Origin of the sequence: Faecalibacterium hominis (ex Afrizal et al. 2022) (genome assembly GCF_049545105.1) — a bacterium.
Classification (GTDB): Bacteria; Bacillota; Clostridia; order Oscillospirales; family Ruminococcaceae; genus Faecalibacterium; species Faecalibacterium duncaniae.
Window position 1 is genome coordinate 1,882,336 of sequence record NZ_CP186860.1, and the last position, 19,771, is coordinate 1,902,106.

At 49.5% G+C, this 19,771-nt stretch carries 17 protein-coding genes, 2 tRNA genes and 2 pseudogenes; 9 read left to right on the plus strand and 12 right to left on the minus strand.

Translation table 11 applies throughout. The features are described from left to right. Positions 1-155 precede the first annotated feature (155 nt). Both ACKXGA_RS09180 and ACKXGA_RS09185 read right to left on the minus strand, forming a co-directional pair. Complete coding sequence (locus ACKXGA_RS09180; RefSeq protein ID WP_004614949.1) at positions 156-359, minus strand: hypothetical protein; 204 nt, start codon at positions 357-359, stop codon at positions 156-158. A 146-nt stretch (positions 360-505) separates the two neighbouring features. Further along, on the minus strand, positions 506-730 hold the full coding sequence (locus ACKXGA_RS09185; protein ID WP_005362423.1) for a helix-turn-helix domain-containing protein: 225 nt from the start codon (positions 728-730) through the stop codon (positions 506-508). 302 nt (positions 731-1,032) lie between these two features. On the opposite strand from ACKXGA_RS09185, the gene ACKXGA_RS09190 reads away from it, so the two are divergent. The 5 genes from ACKXGA_RS09190 (at position 1,033) to ACKXGA_RS09210 (ending at position 7,287) form a co-directional block, all read left to right on the plus strand. Further along, the gene (locus ACKXGA_RS09190) at positions 1,033-2,073 is read left to right on the plus strand and encodes a DUF6076 domain-containing protein (protein ID WP_044946981.1); all 1,041 of its coding nucleotides are present in this window, start codon (positions 1,033-1,035) and stop codon (positions 2,071-2,073) included. Between the two features lie 69 nt (positions 2,074-2,142). Next, positions 2,143-2,826 carry a response regulator transcription factor gene (locus ACKXGA_RS09195; protein WP_004849790.1) on the plus strand — a complete coding sequence of 228 codons (684 nt, stop codon included), beginning with the start codon at positions 2,143-2,145 and terminating at the stop codon, positions 2,824-2,826. Beyond that, entirely contained in the window at positions 2,823-3,854 is a 1,032-nt protein-coding gene (locus ACKXGA_RS09200; protein ID WP_004849789.1) for a sensor histidine kinase, read from the plus strand. The genes ACKXGA_RS09195 and ACKXGA_RS09200 overlap by 4 nt, the downstream gene beginning before the upstream one ends. A 123-nt stretch (positions 3,855-3,977) precedes the next feature. Continuing rightward, positions 3,978-4,643: an ABC transporter ATP-binding protein gene (locus tag ACKXGA_RS09205; RefSeq protein ID WP_009896684.1), complete on the plus strand. Its 666-nt coding sequence runs from the start codon at positions 3,978-3,980 to the stop codon at positions 4,641-4,643. Between the two features lie 13 nt (positions 4,644-4,656). Next, a complete protein-coding gene (locus ACKXGA_RS09210) occupies positions 4,657-7,287 on the plus strand; it encodes an ABC transporter permease (protein ID WP_044946984.1) in 2,631 nt (876 codons plus the stop codon). Positions 7,288-7,430: 143 nt separating this feature from the next. On the opposite strand, the pseudogene ACKXGA_RS09215 reads toward ACKXGA_RS09210, so the two are convergent. The 4 genes and pseudogenes from ACKXGA_RS09215 to ACKXGA_RS09230 all read right to left on the minus strand — a co-directional run. Further along, positions 7,431-7,550 (minus strand): annotated as a pseudogene (locus ACKXGA_RS09215) (helix-turn-helix transcriptional regulator); the annotation flags it as partial. Positions 7,551-7,748: 198 nt separating this feature from the next. Next, positions 7,749-8,810, minus strand: a complete 1,062-nt coding sequence (trpS, locus tag ACKXGA_RS09220; protein WP_005934814.1) for a tryptophan--tRNA ligase — start codon at positions 8,808-8,810, stop codon at positions 7,749-7,751. Positions 8,811-9,031: 221 nt separating this feature from the next. After that, positions 9,032-9,108 (minus strand) — tRNA-Asn (locus tag ACKXGA_RS09225). A gap of 41 nt (positions 9,109-9,149) precedes the next feature. Beyond that, positions 9,150-9,224 (minus strand) — tRNA-Glu (locus ACKXGA_RS09230). Between the two features lie 448 nt (positions 9,225-9,672). Here ACKXGA_RS09230 and pckA point away from each other — a divergent pair. Both pckA and ACKXGA_RS09240 read left to right on the plus strand, forming a co-directional pair. After that, positions 9,673-11,277, plus strand: a complete 1,605-nt coding sequence (pckA, locus tag ACKXGA_RS09235; RefSeq protein WP_117477095.1) for a phosphoenolpyruvate carboxykinase (ATP) — start codon at positions 9,673-9,675, stop codon at positions 11,275-11,277. 167 nt (positions 11,278-11,444) lie between these two features. After that, positions 11,445-11,582 carry a helix-turn-helix domain-containing protein gene (locus ACKXGA_RS09240; RefSeq protein WP_197037336.1) on the plus strand — a complete coding sequence of 46 codons (138 nt, stop codon included), beginning with the start codon at positions 11,445-11,447 and terminating at the stop codon, positions 11,580-11,582. Between the two features lie 58 nt (positions 11,583-11,640). On the opposite strand, the gene ACKXGA_RS09245 is transcribed toward ACKXGA_RS09240, so the two are convergent. The 5 genes and pseudogenes from ACKXGA_RS09245 to ACKXGA_RS09265 all read right to left on the minus strand — a co-directional run bounded on the left by ACKXGA_RS09245 (position 11,641) and on the right by ACKXGA_RS09265 (position 17,344). Further along, the gene (locus ACKXGA_RS09245; protein WP_349152154.1) at positions 11,641-13,263 is read right to left on the minus strand and encodes a recombinase family protein; all 1,623 of its coding nucleotides are present in this window, start codon (positions 13,261-13,263) and stop codon (positions 11,641-11,643) included. A 96-nt stretch (positions 13,264-13,359) separates the two neighbouring features. After that, complete coding sequence (locus ACKXGA_RS09250; RefSeq protein WP_097782879.1) at positions 13,360-13,653, minus strand: hypothetical protein; 294 nt, start codon at positions 13,651-13,653, stop codon at positions 13,360-13,362. Positions 13,654-13,670: 17 nt separating this feature from the next. Beyond that, on the minus strand, positions 13,671-14,936 hold the full coding sequence (locus tag ACKXGA_RS09255; RefSeq protein ID WP_349152153.1) for a plasmid recombination protein: 1,266 nt from the start codon (positions 14,934-14,936) through the stop codon (positions 13,671-13,673). 375 nt (positions 14,937-15,311) lie between these two features. After that, positions 15,312-16,629 (minus strand): annotated as a pseudogene (locus tag ACKXGA_RS09260) (DNA primase family protein). A 73-nt stretch (positions 16,630-16,702) separates the two neighbouring features. Next, positions 16,703-17,344, minus strand: coding sequence for a CHC2 zinc finger domain-containing protein (locus tag ACKXGA_RS09265; protein ID WP_423730397.1), 642 nt, complete (start codon positions 17,342-17,344; stop codon positions 16,703-16,705). A gap of 308 nt (positions 17,345-17,652) precedes the next feature. Between ACKXGA_RS09265 and ACKXGA_RS09270 the strand changes: the two genes are divergently transcribed. Next, positions 17,653-18,483: a helix-turn-helix domain-containing protein gene (locus tag ACKXGA_RS09270; RefSeq protein WP_423729339.1), complete on the plus strand. Its 831-nt coding sequence runs from the start codon at positions 17,653-17,655 to the stop codon at positions 18,481-18,483. Next, the gene (locus tag ACKXGA_RS09275; RefSeq protein WP_423729340.1) at positions 18,467-19,132 is read left to right on the plus strand and encodes a sigma-70 family RNA polymerase sigma factor; all 666 of its coding nucleotides are present in this window, start codon (positions 18,467-18,469) and stop codon (positions 19,130-19,132) included. The genes ACKXGA_RS09270 and ACKXGA_RS09275 overlap by 17 nt, the downstream gene beginning before the upstream one ends. Before the next feature lie 51 nt (positions 19,133-19,183). Here the strand turns inward: ACKXGA_RS09275 and ACKXGA_RS09280 are convergent, their stop codons facing one another. Continuing rightward, entirely contained in the window at positions 19,184-19,771 is a 588-nt protein-coding gene (locus ACKXGA_RS09280; protein ID WP_097782884.1) for a DUF2812 domain-containing protein, read from the minus strand.

Below are 19,771 nucleotides of genomic sequence, written 5' to 3' on the forward strand. Positions count from 1 at the left end.
ATAGCCGCTTTAGCGGCGCAAGGGGGTGTAGCCACCTTGTCGGAGCGAAGCGAACGCAGACCTCGGATTGCTGATTTTATCAGCGGCAGAGGTAAGCTCCGCAGGACGCACGATACATGGTCTTTAGACTATGTATAGAAGTGCGCCCTTAGTTCCTAAGGGATTTTGCCGTTTCCGGCAGTCTTGTCCTTTTTCTTGGAACGCTTGGAAAGATACTTCGGGCAGTCAACCACAACCGCCCGGAAGCTCTGTTTACATTCGTGCTGGCATTTCCGGCACAATTCGTTGTAAGTGATACGGCTGCGGTCATTTAAGAAGAAAGACCATTCCAGCCGTCGCTTGTTACTCATTCTTGCCATAACCGGCTCCTTTCTCCGTTTCTATCTGATGTACGCAGATAGGCTGTTTTGGTGTAGCGTCTCGGTATTATTTTTAAGGTTTTTTCCCTCTGTATGCCCCTTTGGAAAGTACGGCAGTATTGCAGTCAGGGAATGATACCTCACGCTTATTTGTCGCTTCCCGGTACGGTTTCGGAGCCTTTTGCCATCCATTCAAAGAAAGCAATTTTGCTGACCTTGATAAGCCTGCCCCTGCGGAACGCCGGAAAGCCGGGTGTGTGTACCAGCTCATAGGCGCTCGCTCTTGAAATTCCCATAATCCGCTGAATGTCCGCCACATCCAGAACCAGCGGTAAATCCTCGTAGCTGTTCAATCTCTTTTTATCGTTCATTCTGTTCCTCCCATAAATCAAATAGGTTAAAATGCTTCCTGCTGCCGTTCTCCCCAAAAGCCGTTTTCCTGCCCCATTCCTGCGGTGTTTCCCTGCATTGGTGCGCCGGATGCGTCACTTCTCCTGCCGGTCATATCCCTTTTGGACGGTCATTCACTTGTCAAGGTACTGTGTGGCACGAAATTACCAACTGCAATCATCATAGCGGACTATCCTTGACAAAACAATGCTTCTGCGATACCATGAGTGTAACAGATATAACCGAATTATATAATTACCATAAACAAAGGCAGGGGATAGGGATGGAGAATCAGTTTATACGGCATGAGCCATGTTTTGAGAGGATTTTGTTTGTCCTGACGCTGGACAGGAAGAAAATGAAAGAGCGGATTTTGATTGGGGAAGAACAGCAGATCCGCTTCCGGCTGAACGGGAGCCAAAACGCAGAGGTGCTTTGTGATATGACACGCCCACTGGGAACTTTTTTGATAAACTTTGAGCATGACACGGACAGAGATTGGAACTTATATGGGCTTTCTCCGCTGCGGCAAGCCCTCCACTCCAACAGATGGAAACAGCCGGAGCTGGAGCAGGCGGCAAGCGAATTTCTCTGGGGAAAATATCTTAGCAACGATCCTCTGAAAATGTATGTAGCGTTCCGTATCTGGAACAGCTATCTGCTTGCCAGAGAACCCCGTGACCGTAACGCTGCCTGTGACCGCTTCATGGATAAAATGAGCAGCCTGACCGGGGTATTCCATAACGAAGCCATGAGCTTTGACAGGGAGACAGGAAAACCGAAACATTTTCAAGCTGGCAGCCTTTATTTCAAAGGCGCACCGTCAGAAGATACCCGGCTTGACCTCTGGTTCCCGGACAACCGGCGCACAGAAGAATGTGTGTCTGCCTATGCGTCCCTCTACCCGTTGATTACCTATTATTTGAACCGGCTGAATGACTGGGGGCTTTGCTTCCGGCAGTGCAAGGTCTGCGGGAAATATTTTCTGGCAAAGAGCCAGCGGTATGAGCTGTGCAGCGACAAGTGCCGCAAAGCACAGGCGCTTCAGAACAAACGGGAATTTGACGAGAGGGCAAGAGAAAATAACTATGACCTGCTTTATAAAAATGAATGCCAGAACTGGCGCAACAAAATAAGCCGGGCAAAAAATACCGCAGGCTTTCCGGCTGACCGTCTGGAAAAAATACAGGCTGCCTTTTCCGACTTTAAGAAAGAAGCCTTACAGAGAAAAAAGGCTGTAAAAACAGGAACAGCCAGCCCGAAAGAATTTACGGACTGGCTGTATCAGCAGAGTAATGTAATTGTGGAACTGACAGAATATTAAATTTTTTTCTCGTTGTGAGGTTTCTGTGACATTTTGCTGATACTATAAAAAGAAAAAGGATGTGATACTATGCGAATACTGGTTGTTGAAGATGACCAGCTTTTGAATAAGACATTAAGCTATAATCTGTCGGCTGTCGGATATTCCGTGGATGGGGCTATGTCAAAGGCTGTTGCCATAAGATTTCTTGAAAAACAGGATTATGATTTAATCGTTTTGGATGTCAATCTGCCAGATGGGAACGGGTTTGATATATGCCATGAGGTAAAAGAACGCCGTCCTGATACCGCCGTGATTTTTCTAACCGCAAATGATATGGAAAGCGATATGCTGAAAGGATTTGAATTGGGCGCAGATGATTATGTAACAAAGCCCTTTCCTATCAGCGTGTTCCAAAAGAAAGTATCTGCTTTACTGAACCGCATTTCAGCACAATCCGGCGGCGATTTCTACGATGACGGGAATTTGTATATCAATTTTTCCGAATTATCAGCCTGTCTCGCAGGACAGCCGATTACCCTTACATCGTTGGAATATCGTTTATTAAAAGTGCTGACAAGAAATTCTCAAACTGTCCTGACACGTCAGGTATTGCTTGAAAAGCTGTGGGATGTAGATGAAAATTATGTGGATGAACACGCACTAACCACAACGATCAGCCGCATCCGCAGTAAAATTGAAACGAACCAGCATTCCTACATCAAAACCGTTTACGGTATGGGCTATATGTGGATTGGAGGAGCGCAAAAATGATTTCAAAAAAACTCTCCTTAAATAAAGTCTGCATAATACTGGCAACTACCATTTTACTTTTATCAGTGGTCATGTTTTCGGTTCTATATATCCTGACCAAAGAAATGTCTGTGGTATTTTGTAGCATGGCTTTTGGTCTGCTTTTTCTACTTTGTGTTACTGCTTTTGTGATACTGATACGGCGAAAGCTGACTTTGTTTTCTGAAATGCTTTGCTGCACCTTAGACGAAATGATGAATGGAAAAATAGATGTATCACAGGTTGCCGAAGAAGAAAACCTATTTTATAAAATCAATCATCGGCTGGTGCGTCTTTATGAGGTTATGCAGGAAAGCAAAAACAGCGTTGCCAGTGAACGAGCTGACTTACAGGAGTTAATTTCCGATATTTCTCATCAGGTAAAGACACCGATAGCAAACTTAAAAATGATAAATGCCACCTTATTAGAACAAGAAGTGCCACCGGATAAACAGCGGGAATTTCTACTTGCCAGTGGCACACAGCTTGATAAACTGGATTTCTTAATGCAGGCTATGATAAAAACTTCCCGACTTGAAACTGGCGTTATCTCACTTGAAAAGAAACAGCAGCCTATCTATGATACTCTTGCTATGGCGCTGGGCGGTATTTTTCTGAACGCTGAAAGAAAGCACATACAAGTTGAAGTAAACTGCCCGGAAACATTGGTTGTTTCCCATGACCGCAAATGGACAGCAGAAGCCTTATTTAACATATTGGATAATGCAGTTAAGTACACGCCGGAGTACGGTTCTATTCGTGTTTGCGTTGAAAGCTGGGAAATGCACCTGAAAGTCAGCATTACCGATACCGGCAAAGGTATTCCCGAAAACCAGCAAGGAGCAATTTTTAGGCGCTTTTATCGGGAAGAAGATGTCCACGATATAGAGGGAATCGGCATTGGGTTGTATCTTGCAAGGGAAATTATTAGCTTACAGAACGGTTATATACAAGTAACTTCTCAAGTAGGAACAGGTTCAACATTCTCCGTTTTTCTTCCCCATGAATAACCTGTTTTTTTGAAATGTCACAGGATTGTGACATTTCAGGGCAATTTATTATGCTGGCTGTGACATTTCTGTGAGGTTTGGTCGTTATAATGGATTTATCAAAAAGAAAGGATGGTGTTCTTTATGAGCATTTTGCAAACGACTGAACTGAAAAAATATTATGGTGCAAAGCCGAACATTACCAGAGCCTTGGATGGTGTGACCCTCTCCATTGAAAAGGGCGAATTTGTTGCTATCGTAGGAACCTCCGGCAGCGGTAAATCTACACTACTGAATATGATTGGCGGGCTGGATGTGCCTACCTCCGGCAAGGTTATTGTGGATGGGCGTGAACTCTCCACATTAAAAGATGAGCAGCTTACTATCTTCCGTAGGAGAAAGATCGGCTTCATCTTCCAGAACTACAATCTGGTTCCGGTGCTAAATGTCTATGAAAACATCGTGCTGCCTGTGGAGCTGGACGGAAACAAGGTAGACAAGAAGTTTATGAAAGAAGTTGTTCAGATGCTGGGGCTGGAGGATAAGCTGAACAATATGCCCAATAACCTCTCCGGCGGTCAGCAGCAGCGCGTAGCCATTGCCCGCGCCTTGGTGTCAAAACCCGCTATTGTTTTGGCTGATGAACCCACCGGCAACCTGGACAGCAAGACCAGCGCTGATGTGCTGGGGCTTTTGAAAACCACAAGTCAGAAATTCCACCAAACCCTCGTGATGATTACTCATAATAATGAGATTGCCCAGCTTGCCGACCGTATCATTCGGATTGAGGATGGCAAGATCGTGCAGTAAAGGGGGCGGGACTATGAATGACATTCTATTTGGCAATAATAATACAAAAACCATCAAGCGGCTGTCTAAACAATATTTCAAGAAGAATAAGGTTCGTAATCTGGCGGCGATTCTTGCGATCGTTCTGACAGCATTTTTGTTTACATCCATCACTTCACTGGCATTTAACATGGTATCCTCCATGCAGCTCTCTATGCAGATGCAGAAAGGCAGCAAGGGAGATGGAACCTTCGGCTATATGACAGAGGAGCAATTTGAGCAACTGAAAAACAGTGATTTTGTGGAGCAGGCAGGTCATCGGCGGACGATTGGATATGCAAGCAACGCCGTGGGTCATTCTGTTGAATTAAACTATGCTGACAGCATACAGCAGGAACTTACATTCTGCGTGCCAACGCATGGTTCAGCGCCGGAAAAGGCGAATGAAATTGCTACTACCGAACTGGCTTTGAAGGCCCTTGGTGTGGAACCGGAGATCGGAGCAGAAGTTCCTCTGGAATTTGAACTGCGGGGAAAAACCTATCATTATGATATGGTGCTTTCCGGTTGGTGGGAAGCAAGCAACGATACGGTCAGCGTGGCGATTCTCTCAGAGCAGTTTGTAAAAGATAATCCGGATGTGGTGAAAAATACCCACGCAGTGGATGGAGAAATCTCAGGGGTTACTTTTTCTGAAGTTGTGCTGAAAGACAAGACGAACATTCAGGAGCAGATGGATAGCTTTGTCTACTCCATCGGCGGCAATCCAGAGGATATGTCTGCCGATAACTTTATCCTCTCTGTTGAAAACCAGATGGGAAAAGCCATGATTTCTTCGGAGTCCATCTTATTTGCCGTAGTATTTGTTTTGATGTTTGTATTGTGTGGCTATCTGCTGATTTATAATATTTTTGATATTTCCGTTATGCAGGATGTTCGGCAATATGGCTTATTGAGGATGATTGGTACTTCTACACGGCAAATTAAAAGCATCGTCAATCGGCAGGCGGTATGGCTGACCCTAATCGGTCTGCCGATCGGTTTAATTGCCGGGTTCTTTGCAGGCAGGGCGTTGCTTCCGGTAGTAATGCGAATTTTCAGTTATGAGTATTCTACGGCAAGTTTGCAGGCATCGGCATCTCCTATGCTATTTGTTATAGCCGCATTGTTTACGATTTTGACAGTGTTTATCAGTACCCGCAAACCGGCCAAAAAGGCATCAAAAGTATCTCCCATGGAGGCAATTCGTTATACGGAGCAGGATGATTATAAAAAGAAAACGGTTACACGAATCAGTGGAGCAAAGCTCTCTCACATGGCATTTTCTAACTTAGGACGTAACAGACGCCGTTGTGTATTCATTGTTGTTTCTATGCTTTTGTGTATCGTTCTGTTCAACTCTATTATCATCGTGACACAGAGTATGGATGAAGAAAAGTGGATTACCCGCACAACAAAAACAGATTTTACCGTCTACAATTCGATTGCAGTCAATGTTCAGGAGGGCTTTAGACATCACGAAGATGCACTTCCACAGCAAGTAGTAGATATGATCCGTGAGCAGAACGGTCTGGAAGAAGAACGGTATCTTTATCGTAACACCGTAGATGACGGTAACGTGCTTGTGGATTACGGCTTTGAGGGACTTACTTGCACAAATACTTTTGAATATGAAAATGGGATTAGCAAGTCTTTCGGGAATTATGCGCTGAATACTGCCCCGGATGCAGAAAATCTTTTCTTTGGAAATGTCTATGGCGCTTCCGAACATTTTTGGTCTGACATGATGATTTATGATGGTGAAACAGATCCTAATGTACTGAAACAGAAAATGCTAACCGGAGAATATGTCATTATCGGAAACCGATTAGACCGACTGAGTGGTGGCCCGAAAACAACATCCCTGTCAGAGCAGTTGCAGATCGGTGATAGCATTTCTTTTTACAGGGATGGTGAGTTAGTCAAAACCTGCACAATTCTGGCAAAAGCCTGCACCGTTGGGACTGAGGACGAAACGCCGACAACAACTACGGCTACGATGCATATTGGCGGCGATGCGCCTTTTGTGTATTTACCAGACACCGTATTCAAACAGATTTACACGACCCCGACCCTGTTGAACTATGGATTTAATATGGATGCTTCTCTGCATCCGCAAATGGAGGACTTTCTGAGCAGTTATGTTGAAAAGAACCCCTCAGTTACCTATACCTCAACAAAATTACTGAAAGAACAATTAAATTCTGTTGCAAGTATGGTTTGGGTTGTAGGTAGTCTGATTGGCTGTATCATGGCATTGGCAGGATTGATTAACTTTACAAATATGATCATCACCAATATTATTACCCGTCGCCATGAGTTTGCGACTATGCAGAGTATCGGTATGACAAATCGCCAGCTTCAAAGGCTGATGGTTTATGAAGGCGTTTACTATGCCGCTGGTGCAGACATCATTGGTGGAGTGGTTGCGCTGCTGCTTGCTGTGACGGTGCTGAAAAATGTCTTGAACTCGCCATCTATGTGGTTCTTTACTCTGCACATTACATTGGTTCCAGCTTTGGTCATCGGCGTGCTTTATCTGTTGCTGGCTGCGGTCATTCCGCTGATCGTTCTCCACTTCTTTAACAAAGGAACTGTGGTGGAACGATTGAGGACTTCGGAATAAGAGTAATTCTCTTAATAACCATGTAAAAAACAAATCAAAAAGGTACTTGATATTGCGCTTCATTGCTTTTATCAAGTACCTTTTTTCATGCAGTATCATATAAGCGTGGATTCGTTATATTTGGTGTGGTATCTTTAACTATGGGAAACTCCGCCCTCCCACTTCGAGACCGCCTGGCGCGAGACATTCAGCTGATTGGCCAGTTCCTCCTGGCTCCATCCATTCTGGCGGCGGAGAAGGGCAATTTTTTCTGCTAAGATCATAGTGTTCTCTTTTCTGCCGCAGGGCGGCGTATCAATGGATTCCGGCGGACGTCCTCTATGCTGTTATCATAGCAGATTTTCCAGTTGACAACCACCAATTGCGGCTTGAAATTTGTCAACCAGCGGTTGCAGCCACGCAAAAACCGCCTGCACCCAGCATAATCGCATGGGCACAGGCGGTTTTGTTTCTACCATTTGTTACTTCAGCAGGTTATTATCCGCGAAGTAGTCAATGCGCATGGCTTTGCGGACATTGGCCAGGGTGGCGGCAGCGGTCTTTTCGGCCACGGCGCTGCCTTCCTTCAGGATCTCCACGACCTCGGGCAGGCGCTGCTCCCACTCCTTGCGGCGGTTGCGGATGGGCTCCAGCTCGGCCTGCATGACGGCGTTGAGGAACTTCTTGATCTTCACGTCGCCCAGACCGCCACGCTGATAGTGGGCCTTGAGCTCATCGAGGTTCTGGTACTCCGGCAGGAACTCGGCGAAGTGCTCGGGGCGGCTGAAAGCGTCCAGATAGATGAACACGGGGTTGCCCTCCACCTTGCCGGGATCCTGCACCCGCAGGTGGTTGGGGTCGGTGTACATGGACATGATCTTCTTCTTGATGTCCTCGGGTTCATCCGACAGGTAGATGCAGTTGCCCAGGCTCTTGCTCATCTTGGCCTTGCCATCGATGCCGGGCAGGCGCAGGCAGGCGGCATTCTGGGGCAGCATGATCTCAGGCATGGTCAGGGTCTCGCCGTAGACGGCGTTGAACTTGTGCACGATCTCGCGGCACTGCTCCAGCATGGGCATCTGATCCTCACCGGCCGGCACAGTAGTGGCACCGAACGCCGTGATGTCCGCTGCTTGGCTGATGGGGTAGGTGAAGAAGCCCACCGGGATGCTGGTCTCGAAGTTCCGCATCTGGATCTCGCTCTTCACGGTGGGGTTGCGCTGCAGGCGGCTCACCGTGACCAGATTCATATAATAGAAGCTCAGCTCGGTCAGCTGAGGCACCATGGACTGGATGAAGATGTGGACCTTGTTGGGGTCCAGACCGCAGGCCAGATAGTCCAGTGCCACCTGCAGGATGTTCTGGCGAACCTTCTCCGGGTTATCGGCGTTGTCCGTCAGGGCCTGCGCGTCAGCGATCATAATATAGATCTCGTCGAACTTGCCGGTGTTCTGCAGGCGCACGCGCTCCTTCAAAGAGCCAACGTAGTGGCCAACATGCAGGCGGCCCGTGGGACGGTCGCCGGTCAGAATGATCTGTTTCATGGTAATGATTCTCCTTATCGTACACGAACCTCTCCGTCAATGCTCCGCATTGCCACCTCTCCTGCTAGGAGAGGCAAGCCAGCTTTTCTTGGCTCCCCTACCAGGGGAGCTGGCCGCCGCCAGGCGGACTGAGAGGTTTAATCGTTATTTATAAGTATATCCCCCGCCGCATTCGCTGTCAACAAAAAGAAAAAAGCGATGGAACATTTCCATCGCTTTACTGGCGCCTCTTGCCTGACTCGAACAGGCGACACCCTGATTAACAGTCAGGTGCTCTAACCGACTGAGCTAAAGAGGCATCTATATAAAACGGCATACAGCCGTTTTACTACTATAAAATGGTGACCCGTACCGGAATCGAACCGATGTTAAAGGCGTGAGAGGCCTCTGTCTTAACCGCTTGACCAACGGGCCATACGTCCATTTTCGCATCGGGGTTTCGCTCCCGACTCGATTATTTTAGCATAGCAGTCGTACTTTGTCAACAGGAAATTTCAAGTTTTTCAGAAATTTGTGCTGCGGGCCTCCCGCCCCGGTTTTTCCGCTCTGGGATACCCAGTTGCATCCAGAATCGACAAAATATTATCAAAGTTGTGTTTTGGGTCTCTTTTCTTTATTTTGTTCGCCGCGGTTCCCCTTCCTTCTTATGAAATCACTTCAAACAGCTAAGATTCTGAATGAAATTTGTTACATTTATAAGAACCTTTTGTTCCCTCTGGTTGATTTTGGAATGTTTTTATGTATAATGATAAACAGGAGAATACGCATCTGTATTTCTTCATCGCCCGCGCTGCCCATTGGCTAAGGGCCTGTGCGTCGCGCGATCAGAATTGATCTGAACGAAAGAAGAGGTATAAGTATCATGGCAAAGGTAGATCTGAGCAAGTACGGCATTACCGGCACGACCGAGGTCGTGTATAACCCCTCTTACGAGCAGCTGTTCGAGGAAGAGACCAAGCCCAGCCTGGAAGGCTACGAAGTGGGCAAGGTCAGCGAGCTGGGCGCTGTGGACGTTATGACCGGCATCTACACCGGCCGTTCCCCCAAGGACAAGTTCATCGTGATGGACGAGAACTCCAAGAACACCGTTTGGTGGACCAGCGACGAGTACAAGAACGACAACCACCCCGCTTCTGAGGAAGCCTGGGCTGCCGTGAAGGAGATTGCAAAGAAGGAGCTGTCCAACAAGCGCCTGTACGTTGTGGATGCTTTCTGCGGCGCAAACAAGGACACCCGCATGGCTGTCCGTTTCATCATGGAAGTGGCCTGGCAGGCACACTTCGTCACCAACATGTTCATCAAGCCCACCGCTGAGGAGCTGGAGAACTTTGAGCCTGATTTCGTTGTTTACAACGCTTCCAAGGCCAAGGTCGAGAACTACAAGGAGCTGGGCCTGAACTCCGAGACTGCTGTTATGTTCAACATCACCAGCAAGGAGCAGGTCATCGTCAACACCTGGTACGGCGGCGAGATGAAGAAGGGCATGTTCTCCATGATGAACTACTTCCTGCCGCTGAAGGGCATTGCTTCCATGCACTGCTCCGCCAACACCGACCTGAACGGCGAGAACACCGCCATCTTCTTCGGTCTGTCCGGCACCGGCAAGACCACCCTGTCCACCGATCCCAAGCGTCTGCTGATCGGCGATGACGAGCACGGCTGGGACGACAACGGCGTGTTCAACTTCGAGGGCGGCTGCTACGCAAAGGTCATCAACCTGGATAAGGACTCCGAGCCTGATATCTACAACGCCATCAAGCGCAACGCTCTGCTGGAGAACGTCACTCTGGATGCTGAGGGCCACATCGACTTCGCTGACAAGTCTGTCACCGAGAACACCCGTGTGTCCTACCCCATCAACCACATCCAGAACATCGTCCGCCCCATCTCTTCTGCACCTGCTGCAAAGAATGTCATCTTCCTGTCTGCTGACGCATTCGGCGTTCTGCCTCCCGTCTCTATCCTGAGCCCCGAGCAGACCCAGTACTACTTCCTGTCCGGCTTCACCGCCAAGCTGGCTGGCACCGAGCGCGGCATCACTGAGCCCACCCCCACCTTCTCCGCTTGCTTCGGCCAGGCTTTCCTGGAGCTACACCCCACCAAGTACGCTGAGGAGCTGGTCAAGAAGATGAAGATGAGCGGCGCTAAGGCTTACCTGGTCAACACCGGCTGGAACGGCACCGGCAAGCGCATCTCCATCAAGGACACCCGTGGCATCATCGACGCTATCCTGAACGGCGATATCAACAACGTGCCCACCAAGAAGATCCCCTACTTCGACTTCGAGGTTCCCACCGTCCTGAACGGTGTTGACACCGGCATCCTGGATCCCCGCGATACCTACGCCGACGCTTCCCAGTGGGAGGAGAAGGCCAAGGATCTGGCTGGCCGCTTCATCAAGAACTTCAAGAAGTACGAGGGTAACGAGCACGGCAAGGCTCTGGTCTCTGCCGGCCCCCAGCTGTAAGCTCTGATCCCAGCATTTTTCTTCTGAACTCCATATAAAATATCCCCCGCTGCCTGTCCATTGACCGAACAGGCAGTGGGGGATTTGTGTTTTGGAGCAGGTAAACAAAGCGTCGATTGCCTTTTGGTGCGTGGTATGCTATCCTTTTTCCAAAGGATGTGAGCACAATGGATGCGAAAACGTTCGGGGCATTTCTCGCCCGGATGCGCAAGTCACAGGGATTAACACAGGCAGAGCTGGCCCAGCAGCTGCATGTAACAGATAAGGCTGTCAGCCGATGGGAACGCGGAGAATCCCTCACTTAAAGATATTGGTTATGTACTAGGTGTGCAACCGTTCGATTGCACACCCTTTTATAATGCGTCACTCGACTTTGCCGATAAAACGGTAAAAAATTTCAACTTCCTGTTCTCTGGTGCCATCTTCATGCTTGACAGCTTCGTGAATGAGAATCTTTTCAATCAGAGCATTTAGAAGTTCGGCGGTCAATTGTGTGGGGTTGACGTACTTTTTCATCAACTCAATCCACTTTTCAGCGTCAACAGCGGTCTGAACGGCTGCATCAAGTTCGGCTTGAAGTTCTTGAATCTTTTCGTCCAGTTCATGCTGTTCTGCCTGATACTTTTCGGACAGCATATTGAAATTGTACTCCGTAATACGTCCAACAGACCAGTCCTCATACATTTTGGCGAACAGGTTGTCCACCTCTGCCTTACGCTTTGTGGCCTTTTTGAGTTCGGCAGTCTGTTTTTTCTTGGCGGTGTTGCGTTCTTTGTCGCTGGCATTCAGTAAACGCTGCAAGAGTTTATCTCCATCCTGCTGTGCTTGCTGCGACCAATACTGCACTCTTGCCAGAATATAGGTGTACAGCACATCATATCGAATATAGTGCATGGAACATTGGTGAAAGCCCTGTCCGTTTTTGCTGCAATGGTAATAGCCGTAGGGCTTTTTGTTCTGCTTATTCATACCATAGGCCATCGACCAGCCGCAATCCGCACATTTTACAAGCCCGGAAAAGATTTGCGTTGTTCCGTCTTTCTGTTTTCTACGGCGATGAGCAATCTGCTCCTGCACCTGTCGGAACACATCCGCAGAGATAATAGCTTCGTGGGTGTTCTCCACACGATACCATTCCTCCTGCGGCTTCCGCACCTTTTTCTTGTTCTTGAAAGAGATGTTGCTCTGCTTATTGTGAACGCTGTGACCGATATAGGTTTCTTCTTTCAGGATACTTTTGACCTGCGCTACCGTCCATGCGTAGGACTTCTCTTCCGACGCTCCTGCATAGATGTTAGCAAATGTGCCATACCGCTGAAAATTCAACCAGCCGGGAGTGGGAACCTTTTCATCTACTAAAATATGGGTGATGCTGGCCGCACCGTGTCCATGCACCGCAAGATCAAAGATTTTCTCAATGATCCACTTCGTTTCCGGGTCTACCAGAAGATGCCCTGACTTGTCGGGGTCTTTGATATATCCCAGAGGAGCGTATGCACCATAGTGCGCACCGTTCGCAAATCTTGTCCGCATAGCGGCCTTGACTTTTTTGCTGGTCTGGCGAGCGTGCATCTCATTCAGGATGTTCAGGAACGGAGCGAGTTCGCTTTCGCCGTTGAGAGTGTCCACATTATCGTTGACAGCAATATAGCGGACACCTTTACTCGGAAAGTAGATCTCCGTGTACTGACCTGTCAGAATATAGTTTCGACCTAAACGGGATAAATCCTTTGTTACAACGCAGTTGATTTTGCCTTCCTCAATATCGTCGATCATCCGTTGAAAGCCCGGTCTGTCAAAGTTGGTGCCAGACCAACCATCATCGATATATTCGCCAACAACGGTCAACCCGTGTTCCTCTGCATACTGACGAAGCATCATGCGCTGGGTCTGGATGCTGCCGCTTTCACCCTGCAATTCATCGTCACGGCTTAGTCTAAGGTACAGTGCAGTGTTATAGATCATCGTATTGTTAGGCTGTTTCATAGTAGAGCCTCCTTCTTAAAAGAAACAGCCCACGCTTACAATACTTCTGCTTCCATTATACCGTAAGTGTGGGCTGGATTCAATTCGTTTTTATCATCAGGCGCATCGGTTAGCTGAATACTGAATCACATCTTCCAGCAGTGTGCCGACTGATTTTCCATTTTCTGCGAAATGTTCGGTCATTTTGATTTTGGTGTTGCCACAGTAAAAATAGAGCGTACCGTCTGGCTCTTTAACATAGTAAGACGTGTTCTCAAGAGTAGGTTCGGGACCCGCGTACTCCGAATCCTGCCATTCTTCGAGTAAATTGACAGGTGGTTCACAAATAGGCTCATAACAGGAGCAAAGGTCAATCGCATCGTTCATCATATCAGTGCTTCTATTATCCATTCAGTATCCTCCGAAAATCAAAGTTCCATATCCTGCCCATGCCTGCGGTTTCGCTGTGGCACATTCATGGTGCACTCCTGCTTGGGGGCAAGAATCTTTTCCAGAAAACCGCGCACCAGTTCTGGCGCACGGCGCATAGCATCCAGATAGGGTTTCACGTCGTACCACAGGTCGTGGTACTTGTTGCTCCAACGAACGGCCTCCTTCTTGGCCGTGGAAAGTTCTTCTTTCAGGCGACGGTTCTCCACGTCCATCATATAGCCGTGGTCAGCCTGTTTTTTCAGTTTGGAAAATTCTTCTTCGGTCAGCGAGTAGTTGCCGAGAAAGGTGCGCTTGCCGATATAATCCAGATCACGCGCATGAATGAGGGCTTCTTTTGTGAGCGTGGCCTTTTTCTGCACAGCGGCAAGTTCCTTTTCGGTCTTGGAGAGGGTTTTGTTGGTTTGGATGAGGTGCTGCTCTTTCTGGTCAATCTGGGCGGTCAGGCTGTCCAGCCGTTCCTGCTCCCGTTGAACTTTGAACTGGGTGACGGTCAGGTGTTCTTCGGTGCTGCCACGTTCGCCGCGCTCTATATCGGTGTACCCGGCAGCGCGCATAAAATTGAAGAAGTTGTCCTGCAAGACGCTGTACGACTTCTTCAGGATAGGCTTGCCGTTCTTTTGCAAAACAGGCTTTCCCGATTCGTCCAGCAGAGGTTTGGATGCCCACTTCTTGCTCCGGCTGACCTGCATGACAGTCTCCTTGACGGTGCCGACCAGTGCCTTGTCCTTGCAGCGTTTCGACCACAGGATCTGCTTTTCCACCACAGGTACATAGACCACATGGAGGTGGTAGTGGTAAACTTCGCGGCCTAATGCTTCGGTCATGGCACGGTTGATCTCATCGGCGTGCATGACTGCCGAGAGGATATACTGCTCACCGCCCACGATTTGAACGGCAGCTTGGTAGGCATCCTCATAGAACTGCTTGGCGAACTCGTAGCCGCCGTGGTTGTCAAAGTAGGCCGAGTTGACATCAAAGACAAGCTCGCAGTAATGGGTGGCATCCGGCTTCAAGCCGCGCGTGGAGATGGTTCCGGCGGCTTCCAGTTGGGCGAATAGGTCGGTGTAGCTGGCAGTTGGCTTTTTGAAGTGGACGTTCCATGCAGTGCGCTGGGGGATAATGTCGGGGTTCCGATAGCTGTCCTTTTCACGCTCATTGTGCTGCTGGGTGTTGCCAACGGCCTTGTCCGAAACGGCGAGATTCCGGACACTGGTGCGGTCAACGCCATCGTTTCTTGCCAAAGGGCATCCCTCCTTTCAAGGTTCATCGAAAGGTGACGGGGAACGAAGATGCACTTCTTCGGAAGTGTAATAACCCACTATAACACTTTCATCCCTATGGGCTGCAAAGTGTAGTGGGCTCTTCGAGGACTCTCCGAGGGGGAACGCCTCCTGCGGGAGAGCTACAATCAAGTTCGCACAATGCGAACTTGATTGCTCCGTACGCATCTGAAAAAATTGCGTACGGACTTCAAATAACCTGTACGGTTCGTACGACGTACGGAAATGCGAAATATAAACGATAACACGTTTTAAAACGCTTTAATTCGCCGTACAGATGCGTACAAGTACAGACCGTACAGGTTGTACGAACTTCTTCTGTGAAAAATGCACTTTTTACGGGCAGGGGTGGACAAGCGGTTCGATGCCTACAAAACCCCGCACCCTGCGGCCACCGGGCAGATAGATGTTGTTGGTGGCTTCAAGGTTATAGCGGCGGTCATTCTGGCGCAGTTCGGCGCTGAAACGGATCGCCGATACGCTGTGGCATGCGTTGTCCTCGCACCACTGCTTATAAATGTCGTAGAACTCCTTGGAACTGATGGAGTAGTCCGCCTTGAAGCGGAAGTAGCCCTCGGATTCCATGAAGTCGATGACATTGTTGCTGCTGCGTTTGATGGTGTCCACGTTGGCGGCGGCTCGTTCGCTGACCGTGAAGCGGAAGTTGTTCTGCACCAGCCGGTGCAGCCCTTCCAGACACCAGAGCAGGATGCCCTCCAATTCGGCGCACATCTTCTCCACAAGGAAAGGGTCGTCCGTGCGGTCAGCAGGCTTGTCCTTGGTGGTCAGGATGAGTTGGCGGCGGAAGAAGCCATCCGAATGGTCGTACAGCGAGGTCAACGCACCGTTGCCGAAGCAGAGGAACCGGGCGTAGATGTCCCGCTGGTAGCTCTGGACACCCTTGCGCTCCAAGTCCAGCTTGGCCTCGGCGGTCACGATGGTCTTGATATAATTCGTCTTGGGCAGGGCGTTCATATCCATATCATCATCGATCATCAGCAGGCGGCGTTCCAGATCGGCGCGGGCAAAACGGTTGTTCTCCACTTTCTGGACGCTGCCGTTGCTGGCGGCATCTCCCATGAGCCGTTTCAGTACCAGCCCGATGCGAGATTTGCCCTCGCCGCCCTTGCCGACAATGAGCATCATCTTCTGCCCCTTGGTGCTGGGGATCGAGGCAGTAGCCCAGATACTCCTGCAAGGTTGGAATGTCAGCATCGTCCAGCAGCTCGTGCAGGAAAGTTAGCCAGCGGTCAGGGCTGGCGGCTTTGGGGTCATACCTCACAGGTAGGCGGTTCTGGCAGAACAGGCGGCTCTCCTGAAAAGAGCCGTCCGGCAGATGGTACACGCCGTTCTGGAGGTGGATGCAGTCCTGTTCGATGGGGAACGGGTCGGAAAAAGCCAGCAGCTTGATGGTCTCCAGAATGTTGGTGACCTTTTTGGACAGGCCAGAGGTGACATATTCCTCGATGTTCTCCAAGATGCGCTGCTTGATCTCGCTTTCGTCTTCCACCGGGCCGTCCAGCGTGTACAGCGTACCGTTGACGCATTTCAGCGGCCACTGTTCCAGAAAGGCACGGCCAAACTGGACTTCATCGATCTTCTTACCGTTGTACCAGTCCGGCCATAAGGGATTGCGGGAAATGTTTTTCTTCATGTGGTGGTTCTACTTTAGGAAAGTGAAGTGGTAGGTCTCACGGTGAGACCCACCACTTCGGGTGAATAAATTATCAGGCGCACTTTGCCAGAGCAAGGCGGTCGGTGCGCTCCTCCAGCATCAGCAGGTACGACCCGGACAGCAGCTGTGCGGCGGCAGCGGCTTTCTGCTGGGGTGTCCCAAATGCAACGCAGTCCGTCAGGTGCTCGACGGTCTCGGTCATGTGGAGAGCTTCCACGAACCGCTCGTCCAGCGGCTCCTCCGGGGTGGTGGGCTTGTAGCGCTCTCGCCAGTCGTGCAGCAGGTCGAGATAATCGGTCAGCACCCGCAGGCAGTAGGCGATGTCTGCCCACTGCTCGTCTGTCAGGCCACGCTTGGGCGGCGGCAGAGCGATGGCATTGGCGGGCGGCTTGTCCGGGTCAAGCCAGAGCTTGTCGGGGCGGGGCCCCTCCATCTTGCTGACGCAAGACCGCTCTGTCACTTGCAGTCCCCACTGGGGACTGCATTGCTTCGCAAACGCGAAGTCATTTATCAGCTTCTCGGCGGCTTGCCGGGGGTTCAGGTCGAACAGCTTGGCGGTGAGGTCGATGGCATCTCCGTTGGCTCCACAGCCAAAGCAATAATAATAGGTGTCGTTCAGCTTCATGCTGGGGTCGCTGTCGGAATGGAATGGACAGCACACCATGCCATGGCGGTCTGGCTCCATGCCGTACATCTCTCCCACCTGCCGAACGGTGATGGCGGACTTGACAGTTTGATACAGGCTCAAGGGCATTCCTCCTTTGTTTCGTGCGTTGCACCAGAGTCCCTAGCGTGGGAACTCTGGTGTTTTTTGCTTCCTGCCTGAATATACGGAAAATTTTGCAGAAAAGGCGAAAAAGCGGCAGAACTGCAACGGAAAAAGAAAAAAGCCCTTACTGGTTGCAGAGTTGCAACAGCAAGGGCAGAGAGGAAACCGTATATTGAACAAAACGGCAGAGCGTATTATAATGAGGAAAAAGCTCAAAAAGGAGGGCCGACCACATGGCACAGGAATATCTGCCCGCACCGTCCAACGTCCGTCTTGCGGACTTGATGAAAGAGCACAATATCAGCCAACCGGAGCTTGCCAAGGAAATCGGCTGCTCCAAAAGCACTATCAGCCGTTTTATCAGTGGTGCGAAAGGAACCCTGACCCATGAGCAGGTGTTGAAGATCGCAAGGTTGTTCAACGTGTCCACAGATTTCCTGCTGGGAGAAACCAACATCCCCGATCGCAAGAATTATGACATTGCCGAACTGGGTTTGTCCGTAGAAGCCGCAAAGAACCTCTACACGGGGCGTATCAATACAGAGGTAGTCAATCTGCTGCTGGAAAATGCCCGTTTCGCAGAGCTTACTTACCGCATAGCGCAGTATTTTGATGATACCTTTGCGTCCGGTATTGCGGCACAGAACGCCATGCTCACGACATTGAGCACCCTGCTGCGTACAAGGGTCAAGACCCCGGAGGCAGCCAAAGCCGCAAAGGACATCAGCCTTCGGAGAAAGCCCGTGTACCAAGGCGACCTTGATGATATTGAGATGTACTTCATGGCAACGGTCAAAGAAATTAAAAAGGGCATCGGGAGCCATTACGCCGAACAGGAAGCCATGAGCAAGAAAGTGGCAGAGAAGATGTTCACCGAATTGACCAAAGGGCAGGATGTGCAGCACCCAACGATCACGGCAGAGCAGTTGACGGATGCAATGTTGGACAGCGTTTCGGGCATGAAAGGAGCCACGCCGGAAGCACTGGAACAGCTGCGAAGCGGTCTGTTGGGAATCTTGCAGTCTGCCGCAGAGCAGGAAAACGCCCATGAAGCAGACGAATGAACGGCTTTGTGCGCTGGCACAGAAAGGGGATGCCACCGCACTGGACAGCCTGATCGAAAACAACAAGTCCTTTATTGGCAAGGTGGCAAATGACCTTTTCCGCAGCATGAATCTGGCACAGTCCGGCCTGAACCTTGACACGGACGATTTGAAACAGGCGGGCAATCTGGGCTTATGGAAAGCTGTGCCGAAGTTCGATGCAGCGCGCGGCATGAAGTTCCTGACCTATGCGGCTCCTGCCATCCGCAACGCCATGATGGACATGGTGCGGGATGCCTTTGCCGCTTTTGAGCAGCGGATGGTGACGGAGGACAAGGACGGCGTCTGCTACCAGCGCGTTTCGCTGGACGATGTTCTGCCGGGAGAGGAACAACTGCGGCGCATTGAAGCCATAGCCGACCCTTATGCCATGCAGCCGCAGAGCATTATAGAGGAACAGGAATCGCGCCGGGAGCTGTACGATGGCCTGAAACGGCTGACCCAACGGGAGCAGACCTATCTGCTGTACCGCTATGGCTTCACCGATGGCGAGGAACATCCGCTGATCGGCACGGCGATATACTTTCACCTGACGAAAGGCCGCGCCCAAAAGACCGAGGAACAGGCTATGGATAACCTGTGGCTGGAATTGCCGTGGTGGTTTATATGAATAGGCAGAGAGATTGTATTAAATTGAGTGAATTACGATAGAGAACAAAAGCTAATCTTCCCTTGTTCGACGCTCTTTAATAATCTTATAAATTGGAAACCAATAGACAATAACGATGATAAGGCATGTGATTGCTAACGCACTATAGATGAAAGATTTCATAAGCACAGCCATAATCATAAAGATGAAAAAAAAGAATATCCACGCCGACTGTGCTGATTTATACAAAGCTAGTTTATCTTCAAGGGTAGTATATAATTCAAATGGCTTTCCATCATTCTTTTTTTCGACAATCAATAATTCTTTGTTAAGTGTCGTCTTAGGCGTTGATAGCTTTCCACCTGATTCAGCCCACGGACGAAATTGTACTTTGGCAAGAGAGTAGTTTAGATTAATGTTCTTGAAAAAAACAACGTATCCTAAGCTTTGAAGAAATTCAACATACTTGTCTGAGCTTTCACGACTCCTGTGACCAATATAATCAATCTTATATTGATATTCCCCCGGAGTGCATGTTTCAAACTCATAGATAGCCCGTGATGTATTTATTAAGTGATACCCTTGTTGGGACATTCTATTAAGCCATTTCTCTTGTAAGGATAATAGACAACCAAAAAAACGTACCTTTTTGTAGCGCAT